This is a genomic window from Candidatus Coatesbacteria bacterium (genome assembly GCA_014728225.1).
GTDB lineage: Bacteria > RBG-13-66-14 > RBG-13-66-14 > RBG-13-66-14 > RBG-13-66-14 > WJLX01.
Genome location: WJLX01000029.1, coordinates 1 through 17,511, shown reverse-complemented (window position 1 = coordinate 17,511; position 17,511 = coordinate 1). Strand labels below are relative to the sequence as shown.

The following is a 17,511-nucleotide window of genomic DNA, read 5'->3' as shown; positions in this document are numbered from 1 at the left end:
TGGTAATCGATACCCCAGGTGGCGCAGGCGGTCTGAGCGGAAACAAGGGAACTGAAAACTAATAGTAGTAAGACTAGTATGAGCTTGCGCTTCATGATCCCTCTTTTCTCACTTTTTTATATCTCACGTTCGCTGGATTGCACGTTCGCTGGATTGCTTGACGTTCTCGCAATTTGAAATATAGCCCAGAGAAAGCCCCCCGTCAAGGGCCCGCGACACATTAACCGGCGCGGGAGGGAACTAACGCAAGGCCCCGGCGCGCGTTCTTGCCCGCAGACCTCCCGCCGAAGGGAGGTCTGCGGAACGCAAGAACCGTGACGGGGCCGGGCGGGAGCAGTGGGGGTTCGTCTTGAGACGAAACCCCCGGGCCGGGAGCAATCGAGCTCTGCCGCCGGCGGAGTCCACCGTAAACCGTCGGCGGCTTTCAACGCCGACATCTGGTATCATTGAACAGGCTCACAACGAACAGCGCCCACAACGAACAGCGCCCGCAACGAACAGCGACCGCAACCGGAGACCGCCTTGAAACCCCTCGTCGTGATCATCGGCCGGACCAACGTCGGCAAATCGACGATCTTCAACCGCCTCGTCGGCCGACGGCTGGCCATCGTCGACGCCCTGCCCGGCGTCACCCGGGACCGCAACTACGCCGAAGCGCGCTGGCCGGTGGGGGTCTTCGACGTCGTCGACACGGGGGGCTGGGACCAGTCGGACCCGGAGATGCGCGAGCTGGTCGACGAACAACGGCAGCGGGCCCTGGACGAGGCGACCCTGGTGCTGTTCGTCGTCGACGCCCGCAGCGGCGCCCTGCCCGAGGACGAGGAGATCGCCGTGCGGCTGCGTCGGCTGGACAAACCGTTGTTGATCGTGGCCAACAAAGCGGATAACGACGCCCAGGTCGAGGGCGCCTACGAGTTCTACTCCCTGGGCCTGGACGCCGAGGTGCTGCCGCTGTCGGCCAAGACCAAGCGCAACTGGGGAGCGCTGATCGAGCGTATCGGCGCGGCGGTGCAGGCGGCGGGCGACTCGACGGAGGAAACGGCCACCCCGGTGGCGATCATCGGCCGGCCCAACTCGGGCAAGAGCTCCCTGGTCAACGCCCTGGTGGGCGAGGAACGACTGATCACCTCCCAGGTGCCGGGAACGACGCGGGACGCCGTCGGTGTACCCTTCACCTACGGGGGCACGGAATACCTGCTGGTGGATACGGCGGGACTGCGCCGGCGCAAGAAGGTCCGGGGGCAGATCCTGGAGCGGCTGACCGTGGTCCGCGCCCTGGAGCGCATCCGCCGCAGCCGGCTGGTGGTGATGCTCGTCGACCTGACCGCCGGGTTGGTCGGCCAGGACGCCAAGATCATCGGCTACGCCCTAGAGCGCGGTCGGGCGGCCTTGATCTGCTTCAACAAGATCGATCTGGTCGAGCTCGACGACGAGCTGCGCCGGGACGTGCTGCGGACGACACGGGACGTGCTGGGCTTCGCCGCCCACGTGCCCGTGGTCTTCGCCAGCGCGCGCAGCGGGACGGGGCTCAAGACGCTGATGCGGCACCTGGGCGAACTCGACGTGGCCTTCTCCCGGGAGCTGACCACCCGGCAGCTCAACGACGCCCTCGCCGAGCTGCAGCGGCGCCACCAGCCGCCGTCACTCCGCGGCCGGGAGTACAAGCTGCTCTACGGGGTGCAGACCGACGCCGCCCCGCCGCGTATCCGCCTGTTCACCAACCTGGACGCCGAGCCCCACTTCACCTACCAGCGCTTCATCGAGAACCGGCTGCGCGAGGCCGGCGGCTGGGAGGGCGTGCCCCTGGTGGTCGAGTACCGCTGCGAGAAGCGCCGTCGGCGTTGAAAGCGTCTTTACCACCGGCCTCGTCTTGTTGTACTATTGGCTACAGTCGACGAATTTCGACCAGTTTCAAAATCCGATTTCGGGCGGAGGCCCTTGAACCTACTCTACGGTCTCATCGGCGCGTTTCTCTGGGGGGCGATCCCCTGGAGCTGGCTGATCGCCCGCCTGTGGGGGGTCGAGGACCTGCGCGAGGTGGGGTCGAAGAACGTCGGCGCCACCAACGTCCTGCGCACCTGCGGCAAGCTGCCCGGCGTGCTGGCTTACCTGGCCGACGGCGCCAAGGGTTTCACCGCGGTTTGGTTCCTGCCCCGGTTGCTGCCGGTGGGTTTCCTGACCGACGAGCTGTTCGTCCTCCACGGCGCGGCGCTCATGCTGGCGGTCATGCTGGGCCACATCTTCACCCCCTTCCTGGGCTTCCGCGGCGGCAAGGGGGCGATGGCCGGCGTCGCCGGGGCGATCGCCCTGGCGCCCTGGATCGGCCTGACCACGGTCGTGGTTTTCATCGTCGTTTTGATCCTGACGCGGATCGTCAGCGTCTCGACGATCTCCTCCGCCCTGGCCTACCCCGTGGTGATCGCCGCCTTCGCCCTGTTCGACGGCCGGGCGCCCAACTGGTACTTCCTCGGCTTCGGCGTGCTGGTGGCCGTCCTGGTGGTGACGATGCACCGCGACAATATCCGCCGGCTGCGCCGGGGCGAGGAACGCCCGCCCCTGACCGGGGACGCCACGACTCCGGGAGACGAGAATGCAGACTGAATACGAGCTGGCCGCCGTCAGCCGGATCACCGGACTGCCCCGGCCCAAGCTGCTGTTCTGGGCCCGGGAGTTCCCCCGCCTCGAGGCGCTGACCCGGCGCGCGGACGACGAGCTGTACTTCGCCGCCGAGGCCCTCGAGCTGGTCCTGCGTATCGATCTGCTGCTGGACAAGATGGGCTACAAGCTGTCCGCCGCCCGGCGGCTGATCGCCGCCGACGCCTCCGCCGAGGTCGACGTTTCCGGCGGAGAGCGGCGCGAACGCCTGCATCGCCTGCGCGGCGAGCTGCTCCAGGTGCACCAGACTCTGCTCCCGGAGGACTGATGGTCCTCGTCGAGCTGACCAACTACCTGACCCCGGAACACCTGCTGGTTCCGCTGACGGCGGTGGACAAGCGGGCGGCGATCATCAAGCTGACCGCCACCCTGGCCTACGACGAGGCAGACCACCAGCGCATCCTCGAAGGCATCCTCGCCCGGGAGGAGATGATCTCGACGGGCATCGGCCACGGCGTCGCCGTGCCCCACTGCCGTCTCGCCGGTGAAAAGGCGTTGCGCCTGGCCGTCGGCGTAGCCGACGAGCCGATCGAGTGGGGCGGCTTCGACGACCGGCCCGTCGCACTCGTCTTCTGTCTGGTCGGCGGCCGCGACGACGGCGGCGAGCTCTCCGAGGTCCTGGGGGAGATCAGCCGCCTGCTGGCCGACGAGGACCGGCGCAAGACCCTGACCGCCGTCGACGACGCCGCGGCGCTGCTCTATGTGATCAGCGGCTTCTACGGCCCGGCCTAGTCAACCGATCAACGCGGAGGGACCACCATCCACAGCCTGGAACAGACCCTGGTAGATTCGGGCAAGCTCAGCGAGCGGGAGCTGGAGCGAATCGTCCTGCTGCAGACCGACGAGGGCATCAGCTTCGTCCAGGCCGCGCTGAAAAGCGGCAGCGTCTCCGACCGCGACCTGGCCGCCGCCATCTCCAAGCACCTCGGCTTCGCTTACGTCGACGTCAACAGCGTCGAGATCGAGCCCGCCCTGCTGGCCAAGCTGCCCGCCGAGACCGCCCGCAAGCATCACGTCCTGCCCCTGCAGCGTCGCGGCCGCCGCCTGGCCCTGGCCATGCTCGATCCCCAGGACGTCGCCGCCATCGAGGCCGTCCAGTTCGCCACCGACTTCGAGGTCCACCCCGTCGTCGCCGACCGCCAATCCCTCCTCGAAGCCCTCGAACGCTACTACGACGGCGGCGGCAGGAGACGCTCCCGCCCGACGCCGCGCAAGGCCCCGCCCAAGCCTGCCAACAACCCCGCTCCGGCCAAGACCTCGGGGAAGACGACCGCCGGTGAAACCCCCACCGGCGCGATCGACGACACCCCCGGCGAGATCAGCGTTCCCGAATCCACCGACGAGGCCCCGATCGTGCGCTTCGTCAACGACCTGATCGCCGACGCCGCCGGCCATCAGGCCTCGGACATTCATCTCGAACACTACAGCGACAGCTTCCGCATCCGCTACCGCGTCGACGGTATGCTCCACGAGGTGCTGACCCCGCCGGCCAGGTACCGCGACGCCATCGTCAGCCGACTCAAGATCATGGCCGACCTGGACATCGCCGAGCGGCGCCTGCCCCAGGACGGCGCCATCCGCTTCGACGTCGGCGGACGACCCATCGACGTCCGTGTCTCCACGGCGCCGACGATCTACGGCGAGAAGGTCGTCCTGCGTTTGCTCGACAAACAGTCCATCAACCTGGACCTCGAGCAGCTCGGCTTCGAGGCCGACCAACTCGCCCTGTTCGAAAAGGCCGTCGGCGCCCAATCCGGCGTCAACCTGGTCACCGGACCCACCGGCTCCGGCAAGACCACCACCCTCTACGCCGCCGTCAAGCGCCTCAACGAGCCCACGCGCAACATCATGACCGTCGAGGACCCCGTCGAGTACGACATCGCCGGGATCAACCAGGTCAACGTCAACCCGGAGATCGGACTGTCCTTCGCCCGGGCCCTGCGCGGCTTCCTGCGCCAGGACCCCGATGTGATCCTCGTCGGCGAGGTCCGCGACAAGATCACCGCCGACATCTGCATCCAGAGCGCACTGACCGGACACCTCGTCTTCTCCACCGTCCACACCAACGACGTCGCCGGGACCATCAACCGCCTGGTCAACATGGGCGTCGAACCCTTCATGCTGGCCGCCAGCCTGACCACCATCGTCGCCCAGCGCCTGCTGCGCCGCACCTGCACACACTGCCGCGAGCCGATCAGCTACCCCGCCGAACTGCTCAAGCGCTTCGGCCTCAGCGAGGCCGAGATGGAAGGCGTGGCCAGCTTCAAGGGCCACGGCTGCGAGCGCTGCATGAACCTGGGCTACTCCGGTCAGATCGGCATCTTCGAGGTCCTGCCCGTCGACGACCGCCTGCGCACCCTGATCGGCGAGCAGGCCGGCGTCACCGCCATGCGTCAGCACGCCGTCGACGCCGGGATGCATACCCTGCGCCAGGCCGCCGTGGCCAAGTTCAAGCGCGGGCTGACCGACCTCGAGGAGATCGAGCGCGTCCTGGGAAGCTAATCCGGCCGCTGGAACGGCTCCGGCCCGACCTTTGAAAAACCGGTTCGGGCCTGCTCGAAGGTTATCCACGCCCGCGGCGCCGGAACCGGCACGGTTTTTGCATCTCGGCGACCGGGCGGACGGCGGCGAAGGTCCGCCTCCGCAAAAACCGTGCCGGTTCCGGCCGAGCTGCCGGGAGCCGCTTGACGGGTGTTTTCAAAGGTCGGGCCGGCACCGCGGGTCCGACGACCAACCGCCTGGTGGAAGGTGAATGAAGCTTTCGCGGATCCATAAACGGCACGTCAATCGTCTGCGACGCGCCGAGCGGCTGTCCTCGATTCAGGACGCCCTGCTGGAGCGTGTCGACTTCGCCGGTGTCGAGCGGGCGCTGGACCTGGGCTGCGGCATCGGGCACCTGACCGCCCGCCTGGCGGACTGCTACGATATCGAGGTTACGGGGGTCGACGTCGACCCGGACCAGGTCGAGAACGCCCGGGAGCTTTACGGTGATCGGGAGCATCTGCGCTTCGCCGTGGTCGAGGAAGCCGAGGTCCCCCTGCCCGACGACACCTTCGACCTGATCCAGGTCTTCCACGTCCTGCACCACAGCCCGTGCTGGCGCGAGTTGGTGGAGGAACTGGCCCGGCTGCTACGCTCGGAGGGCTGGCTGATCCTCTACGAGGTCAGCCTGGCGCCCCTGATCTCCTGGCTGTTCAGTAAGAAGAGGTACGGCGTCTACACGGGGGACGAGCTGCGGCGGGCTTTTCGCGAGGCCGGCTTCAGCCTGGTCTGGCTGGGTTACGACAAGGGTTTCTTCATCCGGCGCCACGCCTGGGTATTGCGCCGTTTCTGACGCTACGATCTGCGATTACGAAAATGGAGTCCCTACTGGAGGAGGAAATCGGGATGCGAAGAATACTGTTGCTGGCCGCGGTCCTGCTGCCGTTGCTGATAACGGGCTGCGAGGACGAGGGCGAAGAAACCACCGCGGCGGGCGTCGACGGCGAAGAAGCTGTCGCCGAAGAACCCGTCGAGGCCGAAACCCTGGACGCGGTCGTCCTGCTCGAGGAGCGTTGCACGAGCTGCCACAGCCTCGACAAGGTCGAGAGCGCCGAGCACGACCGCGCCGGTTGGAAAGAAACCCTCGAGACGATGATCGGTTACGGCGCCGAACTCGATGACGCAGAGCAGGCGGCCCTGCTGGATCATCTGACGAGTTGACGGAAACGGAGGTACGAATGCGCAAATACATCCTGGGTCTGATCGTGCTGGCCCTGGTAATCGTCTGGCTGGGAATGTCCCTGGCCATGGAGGACGAGGAGGCGAACGCCGCGGAAACTACGGACGAAACAGGGGCCGATGAGGAAGTCGCCGCCGCCGTCGCCGAGGTCCTCGAAACGAGTTGCACGGCTTGCCACGGCCTGAAGCGGATCGAAGAGGCCGAATACGACCGTGATGGCTGGGCCGCGGTTTTGGAGCGGATGATCGCCCTCGGGGCCGAGCTTGGCAAAGCCGAACGCGAGTTGCTGATCGAGGAGCTGCCCGGCGAGTGAGCCGGCGCGCGATAACCAGCGGGGGCGCCGTCGGGCGCCCCCGTCGCCTTCAACCTGCGAGGAACCGGTGCCCGAACTGCCCGAAGTCGAGACCATCTGCCGCCAGCTCGACCCCGTGCTGCGCGGGCGCCGGCTGGAGTCCGTCGAGCTGCTGGATCCCAAGCTGGAGCTGCCGGGGTCGGAGGAGCTCACCGGCTGCAGCGTCCGCCGGGTCGAGCGGCTGGGCAAGCGGGTGGGCCTCGAGTTCCGGGGCGGGCCCTGGCTGACCATCCACCTGCGGATGACCGGCCGGTTGTTGTGGCTGGCAGACGACGCCGAGCGGCCGACGGACCACGTCCGGGCCCTGTTGCGCTTCACGGGCGGCGAGCTGGTGTTCCACGACGTGCGCCGCTTCGGCACCCTGGAGCTGCATCCGACACGGGCGACGGCCGAACCGGCGGGCGTCGATCCCCTCGGCGCGGACTTCACCGTCGCCCGGCTGAGTGAAGCCCTGGCGGACAGCCGTCAGCAGATCAAGGTCTGGCTGTTGCGCCAGGACCGCCTGGTCGGCCTGGGCAACATCTACGCCGCCGAGATCCTCTTCGACGCCCGCATCTCGCCGCACAAGCCCGCCGGTGAGTTGGGTGCCGAGGAGATCGCCCGGCTGTACGCCTCCACCGTCAAGATCCTCGCCGAGGCGGTTCGCCACCGCGGCACGAGCTTATCCGACTACCGCGACGCCGGCAACACGCGCGGCGGCTTCCAGAACCGGCTGCGCGTCTACGGCCGGGCCGAGGAACACTGCCCGCGCTGCGGCGCCGAGATCGTGCGCTGCGTGCAGTGCCAGCGCAGTACCTTCTACTGCCCCCACTGCCAGGCCGACGCCACCGTCGAGTTGTAGCCGCAGCGCTGTCGGCGGGGATGAGGGGGCGGCCCCGCTGTCGCCCATCGTCAAAGTAGACGACAAAGTAGACGACAACGGACCGTCGCCGACGGTCCGTTGTCGTTCGGCAGCAGCCAGCTTGGCAGCTTATTCGCCCAGGGCCTTGATCGCGCCCCAGCTAGAGGGGACCACGGCGCTGGAGGCGACCTCGAAGGTCCAGCTTTCCTCGGCGGCGCTGTTGCCCATGGTGTCGGCCAGACCGCCGGCCACGGTGCAGGTGATCTCGGTATCCAGGGGCAGGTCGGCGTCCGGGGTGAAGATGCAGATCACATGGTTCGGATCGGTGTCGTCGACGTCGAGGGTGCCGCTGATTTCACCGGGCAGGCGCGGACCCAGCCGCAGGGCGTTGTTCCGGGGCTGGGGCGCCAGGTCCGGGGCGCTGACGCTGAAGTCCAGCGTGCCGGTGTTGACGCCGGTCTGGTCGAAGAGGTGGAAGTAGAGCGGGGTGTCGGCGGGGATGTCGCTCTGACCGTCGGCGGGGTACTGACCGGTGATCTGGGGGGCGTCGTCGTCGGTGCCGTCCAGGTAGAGGTGAACGATGTCGACCTGCAGGATCGACTTGTCGCCGGTGTTCTTCTGTACAAAGGCCACCAGGTTGAGCTCGTCGGTGTCCCAACCGCTGTCGACGGTGAAGCTCCAGTCGTGGGTGGTGTACTCGCCGGGATCGCTGATGGTGACCGTCTCCGGCGAAGTGGTGCCGTCCTGGGACAGCAGACCGAAGCTGTCGACCTCGTCCTCGTAGACCAGCATCCAGAGGCTGCAGTTGTCGTTGAGGTAATCGTCGAGGCACAGGGTGGCGTGGACGTCGACGGTGGCGCCGTTGTCCTCGTAGATGATGTTCAGGGTGCCCGGCGCCCGCTGGTTGAGCAGGACGTCGACCCGGGTGGTGATCCAGTTGTAGTTTTCCTGCCAGGTCCCGTAGGTGCCGGTCAGACGGTAGACGTAGTTGACCAGGCAGGTGGGATAGCCGGTGATGCCGGAGTAGTTCTTGCGGTAGTTGCTGAAGGGGTTGGAGTAGCCGTCGTTGGCGTGGTGGGAGACGACGGCGACGTCGTCGAAGGGGTAATCGGCGCGGACATGCATGAGGGCCTCATGCATACGGGGGCAGTAGCCTCACCCCTCGTTTTCGAAGTCCTCGACGAGGACGTATTTGTCGGCGCCGTAGGCCGCGGCGGCCAACAGCAGCGGCAGCAGCAGCAGGATGCGCAGCGTCTTCAAGTTCACCTCCGTTGGTGGTAGCGGGTGGACGGAAACTCAACTGAGTCAAGCTATATCACAAAAATCGATTACCGTCCAGCATCCGGGCTGCCGATGAGGCGGCATCTTTACCCCCGCCTGCCAAATAGGCAGGATCCGCTCGAAGCATCATCAACCCCGCTCAAACCGCCCCCCTTCGTAAAGCCCGCTGCGACAAGGCCCCCTGACTTTCTTGATCGGGCGGCGGGAAGTTGGCACGGTTTATGCTATTATACTAATATATGCACGGGCGAAGCGGTTTTACTATCCCCGGGGCGGGTGATATAATTACCGCACAAAACAACGATGAGGCGCACGGACGTTGCGCAAAGCTAAAGACCGCAATAACAAGCAGATAAGGAGTGCCGATGGGCAAGTTCTCCTCCGTCGACGAGGTCCTCGAATTCGCCATGGCCCGGGAGCAGGAATCCGTCGATTTCTACACCGATCTCGCCGAACGCGTCAAACGCCCCGAGATGAAGAAGGTCTTCCTCCAGTTCGCCGACGAGGAACGCAACCATAAGGCCAAGCTCCAGGCCGTCAAGCAGGGCAAGAACCTGTTGCCCTCGGAGAAGGCAGTCACCGATCTGAAGATAGCCGACTACGTCGTCGAGGTCGAGATCAAGGAGCAGATGGACTATCAGGAGGCCCTGATCGTGGCGATGAAGAAGGAGAAGGCGGCCTACAAGCTCTACAGCGAGCTGGCCGAGCTGACCGAGGACGCCGCCCTCACCGACACCTTCCGCGCCCTGGCCCAGGAAGAGGCCAAGCACAAGCTGCGCTTCGAGGTCGAGTACGACGACAACGTCCTCTCGGCGGACTGGTAGACTCCGTTCCGCCGACCCGGCGCAAGAGACAGCAGCATCGACGCCGGGTCCCCAGGGGAACCGGCTTTTTCCACCGCGCCGCCCCCGCCGATGCTTCAAATTGCTGATGGAACAATCCCCCAACCGGAAAGGTTAACCAGATGGCTAAGCAACTCCAGACCTACAAGTGCGAGAAGTGCGGCAACATCGTCATGGTCCTCCAGGGCGGTCCCGGTGAACTCGTCTGCTGCGGCGAGCCGATGGAGCTCCTCGAGGAGCAGACCGCCGAGATGGCCAACGAGAAGCACGTCCCCGTCATCGAGAAAGACGACACCGGCTACACCGTCACCGTCGGCACCACTCTCCACCCGATGGAGGACAAGCACTACATCCAGTGGATCGAGCTGATCACCAAGGACCGCGTACTGCGCAAGTGGCTCAAGCCCGGCGACGAGCCCAAGGCTCACTTCTGTTTCTGCGGCTCCGAGCCCGTCTGGGCCCGCGAGCACTGCAACGTCCACAAGCTGTGGAAGAACGAGAACAAGTAGCGACCACGACGGGACCGGTCCCGCCGGTCCCCGGCCTCATCCCTAAGCCTAGAACCCTACACGCCACAACATCAACCCTGAAAGGGGATCCAAACCGATGATGAACGCCAAGGTCCGCGAACTGATGAACCAGCAGATCACCAACGAGTTCTACTCGGGCTATCTCTACCAGGCGATCGCCGCCTACTTCGAGGAGCAGGACCTGCCTGGCTTCGCCAAGTGGTACACCGCCCAGGCCCAGGAAGAGATCATCCACGGCTTCAAGTTCTACAACCACATCATCGAGCGCGGCGCCCGCGTCGAACTCGGCGCCATCGACAAGCCGACCGTCGAGTGGGACTCACCCCTGGCCGCCCTCGAGGCCGCCCTCGAACACGAAAAGAAGATCACCGCCGACATCAACCGCATCTACGAGGCCGCCGAGGCCGAAAAGGATTACGCCAGCCGGCCGATCCTCGACTGGTTCGTCGACGAGCAGATCGAGGAAGAGGACAACGCCACCACCAACGTGCAGAAGTTCAAGATGGTCGGCGAGAAGGGCAACGGGCTCTACATGCTCGATAAAGAGATGGGCGCCCGCCCCTACACCTCCGCCGCCATCGTCGATCAGGTGGTCGGCGAGTAAGCGCCGCGCACTGCAGCGAAACCTCGACCCGGCGGGGTACCGCCCCGCCGGGCCTCCTACCCGGGGCGGGAGACCTTTGCAATCATCCGGGCGCCCGCCGCGACACCCGGGCCCGCACCGCCGATTGTCGTCAAACGGACAGGGCCGGTGAGTCCGTCCCGTTCCATCCACCCGCACCGACTCCAGTGACGGAGGTCAAGCATGGCGTTAAACCAGTTCTCCGCCGACGAGGTTTTCGAGATGGCGGAACAGATCGAGCGTAACGGCGCCCGCTTCTACCGCCGGGCGGCCGAGAACTTCAGCGACGAGGAGTTGCAGGAAATGTTGCGGGAGCTGGCCGAGATGGAGGACGAGCACGAGCGCACCTTCGCTGAGCTGCGCCAGCGGCTGACCGGCGGTGACTCCGCGCCCACCGTTTTCGATCCCGACAACAAGGCCGTGCTGTATTTGCAGGCCCTGGCGAACCGCCGGGTGTTCGACGTCACCGAGGAGCCCGCCGAGACCCTCAGCGGCCAAGAGAGCCCCGCCGCGGTGCTGCGTCAGGCCCTGCAACTGGAGCGCGACTCGATCGCCTTCTACGTCGGCCTGCGCAAGGTGACGCCCCAGCAGTGGGGCCGGGAGAAAATCGACTGGATCATCGACGAGGAGTTCTCCCACGTCAGCCTGCTCAGCGGCAAGCTGCAGCGGGTTCTGGCTTCCCGGGCTTAATCGACCTTCAACCACCACCGAGGAATCCGATGACCGACAACGGCCAACTGGCCCCCGGCGTCCACTGGGTCGGCCGGCGCGAGGGCTCCCTGTTGGAGCGCAACATCTTCCTGCGGGTCTTCGAGGGCGCCGAACGGCGACTGACCCTCCTCGTCGATCCCGGCGCCCCGGCGGACCGCGGCGCCCTCGACGAGAACCTCTCCCGGCTGATCGGCGGGATGAGCCGGCTCAACGTGGCCTTCGCCAACCACCAGGATCCGGACGTGGCCTTCAACCTGGGCTTCCTGCAGCAGCTAAACCCCCGGTTGTTCGTGCTGACCAGCGAGGACACCTGGCGGCTGATCCAGTTCTACGGGCTGGACGAGAACTATTACCGCTCGACGGAGTCCTTCCCCGACGGTCGGGTGAGGATGAAGACGGGGCACGAGCTGCGCTTCATCCCCTCGCCCTACTGCCACTTCCGCGGGGCGGTGATGCTCTACGACGTCGAGAGCCGCATCCTGTTCACCGGGGACCTCTTCGGCGGGCTGTCCTTCGTCGGCGACCTCTACGCCGACGAGCGTCACTGGGAGGGCGTCAAGACCTTCCACCAGATCTACATGCCGACCCGGGAGGCCCTGGCCCTGGCCCTGGACAACATCGCCCGGCTGGACCCCAAACCGAAGCTGCTGGCCCCCCAGCACGGCAGCCTGATCGCCGGGGAGTGGATCGAGTACTACATGGAGAAGCTCGGCCGTCTGCCCGTCGGGCTGAACCTGTTGCTGGACAGCCGCACCAAGGACAACTACCTGGCGGCGGCCAACGCCATCTTCCTCGAGCTCAGCCGTCTGGTCGGCCCCGAAGAGTTCGCCCGCTCGCTGAAGAAGCTGCGCAACGACGGCAGTTTCACCAACATCATCGCCTTCGGCGAGCAGGGGGTGGCGGACATCAAGACGGACCTGGCCACGGGGCTGGAACTGCTCGTCAACAGCGTCTTCGAGCAGTTCCCGCAGCGTCGCGGGGAAATCCACCGCGCCGTGGTGCGCATCCTGCTGGGGCGGGAGATCCCCCTGCCACCGGGCCTGCAGGCCGCCGCCGAGGCCCGGAACGGCCTGTTCGACCTTTAGGCTGTCCGACAGCTCGGCAGTTCACGGGGCGGGGCTCGACCCGCCCTTTTCAGCGCGGCCGGCGACGGTTTTCCCCGCCGCCGGTGTTACCCTTGAGATGCTCACCCTCACCCCGAGTCATGGTCGACGACTTCACAGCAGCGCCGGTCTGCGTCCCCCGGGAACTCTACCGGGGCGGGGCGCCGCGACGGTTGTTCGCCGAGGCGGCGCGCTTCTTCCGCCGGCGGATCGGTCCGGCCGTCGACGATTGGCCCGCCGGGCTGACCGAGCGCTGGATGTTCGGCTCCCGCCTGCCCCTCGAGGAAGCCTGGTCCCTGGCGCTGACCGACGACGGGCCCGTGGGTTTCTGTCTGGGGCGGGAGCTGGGTAGCGGGCTCGAGGCGCTACTGTGCTACCTCTCGGGACGCTTCAACACCGCGGCCAACGCGGCGGAGCTGCTGGCCGCCGTCGGTCGGGGGCGGACGTTTATTCTCGCCGGCGAGACGGCCTTGAGCCCGGCCGTGCCCGAGCTGGCCCATGAGCTGCCCCGGTGCGGCTGGGAGCGCTTTCCCCGGCTGGAACTGCTCTACGATTTCGATGAACAGCCGCCACCACCGCGCGGCGCCTCCTCCGGCGACTACACCGTCGAGCGTTTGCGACCGGCCGATCTCGACAAGCTGGCCCTGTTGCAGGCCGCCTGCTACCTGGGAACCGACGACGCCCGCCTGCACCCCCGGCTGGCCGAACCCGTCGGTTCGCAGCGGGTGTTGGAGGAGGTTCTCGGCGGTCGTTACGGTGAACCCGTGCGCAGCGGCTGCCTATTGGCCCGCAGCGGCACCGGCGCGACGGCGGCCTTCATCCTGACAACGGCGGTCAGCGACGCCCGTGACCGCCGCCTGGGTTTCATCGCCAGCGTCGGGGTCGGCCCGGCCCACCGCGGTCGGGGTCTGGGACGGCGCCTGGTCGACGAGGTTCTGCGGGCCTGCCGCCACGCGGAGCTGGCCGGCGCGGCCCTGGTGGTCAGCGCGACCAACCACAGCGGCCGGGCCCTCTACCGGGGGGCGGGATTTCGTCAGAGCGGGCAGACCGCCCTTTACCGCCGCGACACGACGGCGACTTGACGCCCGGCATATTTGCGCCTATATTCAAGATGGAACCTTATCCATTCATCGGGCGTCGACGGCCCGTCGCCTTCACCGGCGGCCGTTGGTGCGAAGCGGCGGTGTCGCCGGCAACCACGGGAGCGGATCAATGAAAAGATGCGTCATCGTCCTTTTACTCGTCACGATCCTGACGCCGGCGGTGTTCGCCGACGGTTGGTGGGCCGACTATCTCTACCGGCGCTCACCGGAGAACGACACCCTGCGCGGCGCCGATCGCAACGACAACGTCGCCGTCGCCGTCGGCGACAACGGCTATCTGGCCGCCTCCTGGAACAGCGGCGTCACCTTCACCAGCCTCAATCGTTCCACCTCGTCGACCCTGTTCTGCGTCAGCCTGGTCTCGACGACGACGGGTTACGCCGGCGGTTCGGGCGTCCTGCTCAAGACCACGAACATCAACAACTGGAGCGAGATCAACCGCCCCGGCGAGTTCAACAACATCCGTGGCGTGGACTTCCTCGACGCGAACAACGGCTGGGTCTGCGGCGGATCCTACATCTCGCGCACCACCGACGGCGGCTCGAGCTGGAACTCCCAGAGTTTCTCCGGCGGCTACGAGTTCTACGACATCCACATGTACTCGTCCGGCTACGGGCTGGCCGTGGACACCGGCGGGCGCATCTTCCGCTGGAACGGCTCCGCCTGGAGCCAGGTCGAGGACGTCGGACCCGGGCTGCGCTCCGTCTACATTCTGGACGCCGATTACGCCTGGGCCGTCGGTGACCAGGGCGCCATCTACGCCACCACCAACGGCGGGACCGACTGGGGTTCCCGCTCCTCCGGAGTCACCAGCACCCTCAACGCCGTCGGCGCCGTCAGCGACGGCGGACGCTACGTCTATGTCTGCGGCAACGACGACGTGGTTCTCTACTCCACCGACGGCGGCGACAGCTGGAGCGCCTTCGGCAACCACTTCTTCTACAACGATCTTTACGCCCTGACCCCGCCGGTAAACGCCGATACGGTCAACGCGGTCGGCGAGCTGGGCGCGATCCTGTTCACCAACAGCGGCGTCTCGTGGACCATGGTCGTCCGGGCCGGCAACCGCCTCAACGCCGTGGCCTGCGCCGAACCCAACCACCCCTACGTTCTGGCAGTCGGTGAAAACGGCTACAACCTGGCCAGCGGCAACGACGGCTACAGTTGGCTGTTCCGCGCCGCCGCCGGTTCGCGGGACCTGAACGACCTGGACTACATCGACGACGACCGCTTCGTGGCCTGCGGCGCCAACGGCACCGTCCTATACACCGAGGACACCGGTATCAACTGGAGCGACGCCTCGGGCAATCTGCCCGCCAAGAACCTCTACAGCATCGACGTCCTCGACGCCGACACCTGGTTCGTCTGCGGCGCCGACCTATCGATCTACTACACCACCAACGGCGGCTCGAGCTGGACCACGGACAACACCGGCACTCCCGGACTAAACTTCTATGGCGTCTCGATGCTCGACCAGAACACCGGCTGGGCCGTCGGCGACGTCGTCGGCGGTTACGCCGTGGTCTACCGCAAGAGTTCCGGTACCTGGAACCGTTTCTCCACCGGCCTGTCCAGCGCCACCAGCCCCCTGCTCGACGTCGATGTCTGGTCCACCAGCGAGGGTGTCTGCTGCGGCGAGGACGGGTTGGCCTACTACCTCTACTCCGGCGGCAGCCAGTGGCGCAAGGTCAACGGCCTGGGCTCCGAGGACATCAACGCCCTGGACTTCATGAACGACACCGAGGGCTGGATGGTCGCCGATAACGGTGTCATCTACCACTCGACCAACGGCGGCGTCAGCTACTCCACCGACGACAACCGCGCCGCCGACGACAACCTCGACCTCTACGGCGTCTTCTTCCACGACGACGGCGGCGGCGGCTGGGGCTGGGCCTGCGGCGACTTCAACGCCCGCCTGGTCTACGGCGACTTCACCCCCGTCCGCGACGGCGAGCTGACGGCGACGCATCACGCTGAGGGCTGCCTGCTCAGTTGGACCGTCACCAGCGGGGAGTCCGCGGCCTGCGAGCTCGAGCGCCGTCGCGACGACGGGCCCTGGTTGCCGCTGACCACCGAGCCGCTGTCCGGCGAACGCACCCGCTACCTCGACCGCCAACCCCAACCCGGCGAGACCTGCGAGTACCGCCTGCGGGTTACCCTGGCCGACGGCGAACGGCTGACCCTCGGTCCCGTCGAGTACCGCCGTCCCGCCGCCGCCGAGTCCTTCACCCTGCGTCCCGCCTACCCCAACCCGTTGAGCTGCGGCGCGACCCTCCAACTCGAGTTCGAGCTCGCCGAAGCCGCCGACGTCCGCCTGGCCGTCTACGATCTGGCCGGCCGCCGCCTCGCCCTCCTCGTCGACGGACCGCTGGCCGCCGGACGCCACACCACCAACTGGTCCACCGTCGGCAACGCGCCGGGGCTCTACCTGCTGCGCTTGGAGGCCGCCGGCCGAACCGCCGTCGAGCGCGTCGTTCTGCGGCGCTGAAGTCGCCGAACCGCGGGATGCGACACCCCGGCGCGAAGCTCAAGAATCCCGCCCGGGGTTATTGGAGTTGCGATGGCTCGGCTCGCTCCACGACCCACCGCGTAGAGGCTTCAGACACGGGACCCAGGGGCCGACCCGCAGGTCGGTCCCTGCGTTCTTTGATCGCCTTCCACTGTCACGACGGCCGCTCTCCGCGAACCACGGCATCCTCAAACCGTGGACCGGGGATGCTGAGCACCCTGCCCGCGCTTCTTACCGTTTGTTGCACCTCTTGTTGCACCTCGAGTCTTCTCTCATCGCCCGGGTCCCGATGTACGAAGTCCCTGGCTCCGAGCTCGACCCGCAGGGCCCGCCGAAGATGGGACACCTCTACTCAACCATTTGACAATAAAGCAGATAATACCACCGAGTCCCGCTACGCCGGCGGCCGTCTTGACCACCCAAGACAGGGCCGTCCACTCTCAACAAAACGGTCCGACAGCCTGCGCAATTTAACTTGGATAGCCGCCAAGGATGATCTTCCCCCTCCCCGAGGGAAAGGGTGGGGGTAGAAGACGCGCCCACATCCACGCCGTACAACCCCGGCAGCTATTTGCTCCGGCTTGCGGACGGGATTGATTTCCCGTCCCGACATTACTTATGGCATTTTACCCGATCCCGGACCATTCAGCAGAGAATGGATAGAAAACACGGCGAGGAGTGGTTTATGGCTGCCTGTCCAAAGCGGACGAGGATCAGGCCTGATTGGCTGATATTGAAGGATATAGTAGCAAATACCCCCAGATAAAGGTAACAGATTGAAGCAATGGATCAACCAGCCCGGGCCGCCGGAAGCGGTACAGCGACGTATAAGCCACTCAAGCTCTGCCAGATCAAGTTATGGATTATCAACTAATTATGAACAAGCGCGCAGTCTGCTCCCGAGATGATTAAGCGCGTTTTCGTCGTCTCGATGGTTAAATCAAAATGACCCCTCTTTGAGAAATAGTCTGCAGTTGCGTTTGAAGTCGCCGTAGTCGGCTTTTAGGCGGCGTTAGGCGAAGCCCCGGAAGCTCTCGAGGCCGTTGATATGCGTCCGTCCATCAGCGAACTCCTGTTGGTGGCTGATGCGCCTGTGGTGGAAGCCGTTGAGTGACAGTTTCTTATGGGCCCGCCGGCCGTCGGCTTATCGGTGTAGCTGGTCGGGTCGAGCTCGGCCCGGCGAGCGGCGGCGTGGCGCCGGCGGATTCGCTTGTCGTAACAATAAGCCGTATTACGATGGC

18 protein-coding genes are annotated in these 17,511 nt (G+C 66.1%); 16 read left to right on the top strand and 2 right to left on the bottom strand.

Annotation, left to right across the window (positions count from 1 at the left end; genetic code table 11):
* Positions 1-522 precede the first annotated feature (522 nt).
* The 4 genes from der to GF399_02455 are packed head-to-tail and all read left to right on the top strand — an operon-like array spanning position 523 to position 3,387.
* Entirely contained in the window at positions 523-1,845 is a 1,323-nt protein-coding gene (gene der, locus GF399_02470) for a ribosome biogenesis GTPase Der (protein MBD3399178.1), read from the top strand.
* A gap of 36 nt (positions 1,846-1,881) precedes the next feature.
* The gene (locus tag GF399_02465; protein ID MBD3399177.1) at positions 1,882-2,601 is read left to right on the top strand and encodes an acyl-phosphate glycerol 3-phosphate acyltransferase; all 720 of its coding nucleotides are present in this window, start codon (positions 1,882-1,884) and stop codon (positions 2,599-2,601) included.
* Entirely contained in the window at positions 2,591-2,923 is a 333-nt protein-coding gene (locus GF399_02460; GenBank protein ID MBD3399176.1) for a MerR family transcriptional regulator, read from the top strand. Before GF399_02465 ends, GF399_02460 begins: the two co-directional genes overlap by 11 nt.
* The gene (locus GF399_02455) at positions 2,923-3,387 is read left to right on the top strand and encodes a hypothetical protein (GenBank protein ID MBD3399175.1); all 465 of its coding nucleotides are present in this window, start codon (positions 2,923-2,925) and stop codon (positions 3,385-3,387) included. Before GF399_02460 ends, GF399_02455 begins: the two co-directional genes overlap by 1 nt.
* Here the strand turns inward: GF399_02455 and GF399_02450 are convergent, their stop codons facing one another.
* Positions 3,388-3,777 (bottom strand): hypothetical protein, encoded by a 390-nt coding sequence (locus GF399_02450; GenBank protein ID MBD3399174.1) that lies wholly within the window; start codon positions 3,775-3,777, stop codon positions 3,388-3,390. It abuts the gene before it with no gap.
* Between GF399_02450 and GF399_02445 the strand changes: the two genes are divergently transcribed.
* The 5 genes from GF399_02445 (at position 3,712) to mutM (ending at position 7,569) form a co-directional block, all read left to right on the top strand.
* Complete coding sequence (locus GF399_02445; protein ID MBD3399173.1) at positions 3,712-5,157, top strand: type II secretion system protein GspE; 1,446 nt, start codon at positions 3,712-3,714, stop codon at positions 5,155-5,157. The genes GF399_02450 and GF399_02445 overlap by 66 nt on opposite strands.
* Before the next feature lie 250 nt (positions 5,158-5,407).
* On the top strand, positions 5,408-5,989 hold the full coding sequence (locus GF399_02440; GenBank protein MBD3399172.1) for a methyltransferase domain-containing protein: 582 nt from the start codon (positions 5,408-5,410) through the stop codon (positions 5,987-5,989).
* Between the two features lie 53 nt (positions 5,990-6,042).
* Positions 6,043-6,357 (top strand): hypothetical protein, encoded by a 315-nt coding sequence (locus GF399_02435; GenBank protein MBD3399171.1) that lies wholly within the window; start codon positions 6,043-6,045, stop codon positions 6,355-6,357.
* A gap of 17 nt (positions 6,358-6,374) precedes the next feature.
* Entirely contained in the window at positions 6,375-6,689 is a 315-nt protein-coding gene (locus GF399_02430; GenBank protein ID MBD3399170.1) for a hypothetical protein, read from the top strand.
* Between the two features lie 67 nt (positions 6,690-6,756).
* Complete coding sequence (gene mutM, locus GF399_02425; GenBank protein ID MBD3399169.1) at positions 6,757-7,569, top strand: bifunctional DNA-formamidopyrimidine glycosylase/DNA-(apurinic or apyrimidinic site) lyase; 813 nt, start codon at positions 6,757-6,759, stop codon at positions 7,567-7,569.
* Positions 7,570-7,698: 129 nt separating this feature from the next.
* On the opposite strand, the gene GF399_02420 is transcribed toward mutM, so the two are convergent.
* Positions 7,699-8,694: a hypothetical protein gene (locus GF399_02420; GenBank protein MBD3399168.1), complete on the bottom strand. Its 996-nt coding sequence runs from the start codon at positions 8,692-8,694 to the stop codon at positions 7,699-7,701.
* 521 nt (positions 8,695-9,215) lie between these two features.
* On the opposite strand from GF399_02420, the gene GF399_02415 reads away from it, so the two are divergent.
* The 7 genes from GF399_02415 (at position 9,216) to GF399_02385 (ending at position 16,249) form a co-directional block, all read left to right on the top strand.
* On the top strand, positions 9,216-9,674 hold the full coding sequence (locus GF399_02415; GenBank protein MBD3399167.1) for a rubrerythrin: 459 nt from the start codon (positions 9,216-9,218) through the stop codon (positions 9,672-9,674).
* Positions 9,675-9,814: 140 nt separating this feature from the next.
* Positions 9,815-10,201, top strand: coding sequence for a desulfoferrodoxin (locus tag GF399_02410; GenBank protein ID MBD3399166.1), 387 nt, complete (start codon positions 9,815-9,817; stop codon positions 10,199-10,201).
* A gap of 97 nt (positions 10,202-10,298) precedes the next feature.
* The gene (locus tag GF399_02405; GenBank protein MBD3399165.1) at positions 10,299-10,826 is read left to right on the top strand and encodes a ferritin; all 528 of its coding nucleotides are present in this window, start codon (positions 10,299-10,301) and stop codon (positions 10,824-10,826) included.
* Between the two features lie 201 nt (positions 10,827-11,027).
* On the top strand, positions 11,028-11,534 hold the full coding sequence (locus tag GF399_02400) for a rubrerythrin (protein MBD3399164.1): 507 nt from the start codon (positions 11,028-11,030) through the stop codon (positions 11,532-11,534).
* Between the two features lie 29 nt (positions 11,535-11,563).
* A complete protein-coding gene (locus GF399_02395) occupies positions 11,564-12,640 on the top strand; it encodes an MBL fold hydrolase (GenBank protein MBD3399163.1) in 1,077 nt (358 codons plus the stop codon).
* 119 nt (positions 12,641-12,759) lie between these two features.
* On the top strand, positions 12,760-13,740 hold the full coding sequence (locus GF399_02390) for a GNAT family N-acetyltransferase (GenBank protein MBD3399162.1): 981 nt from the start codon (positions 12,760-12,762) through the stop codon (positions 13,738-13,740).
* 130 nt (positions 13,741-13,870) lie between these two features.
* Positions 13,871-16,249 (top strand): T9SS type A sorting domain-containing protein, encoded by a 2,379-nt coding sequence (locus GF399_02385; protein MBD3399161.1) that lies wholly within the window; start codon positions 13,871-13,873, stop codon positions 16,247-16,249.
* Positions 16,250-17,511: the final 1,262 nt, after the last annotated feature.

Coding starts and splice junctions, on each gene's coding strand:
- GF399_02440 (MBD3399172.1), top strand. CDS start 5,408: ATGAAGCTTTCGCGGATCCATAAACGGCACGTCAATCGTCTGCGACGC.
- GF399_02435 (MBD3399171.1), top strand. CDS start 6,043: ATGCGAAGAATACTGTTGCTGGCCGCGGTCCTGCTGCCGTTGCTGATA.
- GF399_02400 (MBD3399164.1), top strand. CDS start 11,028: ATGGCGTTAAACCAGTTCTCCGCCGACGAGGTTTTCGAGATGGCGGAA.
- GF399_02430 (MBD3399170.1), top strand. CDS start 6,375: ATGCGCAAATACATCCTGGGTCTGATCGTGCTGGCCCTGGTAATCGTC.
- GF399_02420 (MBD3399168.1), bottom strand. CDS start 8,694: ATGCATGTCCGCGCCGATTACCCCTTCGACGACGTCGCCGTCGTCTCC.
- GF399_02455 (MBD3399175.1), top strand. CDS start 2,923: ATGGTCCTCGTCGAGCTGACCAACTACCTGACCCCGGAACACCTGCTG.
- GF399_02460 (MBD3399176.1), top strand. CDS start 2,591: ATGCAGACTGAATACGAGCTGGCCGCCGTCAGCCGGATCACCGGACTG.
- GF399_02410 (MBD3399166.1), top strand. CDS start 9,815: ATGGCTAAGCAACTCCAGACCTACAAGTGCGAGAAGTGCGGCAACATC.
- GF399_02405 (MBD3399165.1), top strand. CDS start 10,299: ATGATGAACGCCAAGGTCCGCGAACTGATGAACCAGCAGATCACCAAC.
- GF399_02385 (MBD3399161.1), top strand. CDS start 13,871: ATGAAAAGATGCGTCATCGTCCTTTTACTCGTCACGATCCTGACGCCG.
- GF399_02415 (MBD3399167.1), top strand. CDS start 9,216: ATGGGCAAGTTCTCCTCCGTCGACGAGGTCCTCGAATTCGCCATGGCC.
- GF399_02445 (MBD3399173.1), top strand. CDS start 3,712: ATGCTCGATCCCCAGGACGTCGCCGCCATCGAGGCCGTCCAGTTCGCC.
- GF399_02395 (MBD3399163.1), top strand. CDS start 11,564: ATGACCGACAACGGCCAACTGGCCCCCGGCGTCCACTGGGTCGGCCGG.
- GF399_02390 (MBD3399162.1), top strand. CDS start 12,760: ATGGTCGACGACTTCACAGCAGCGCCGGTCTGCGTCCCCCGGGAACTC.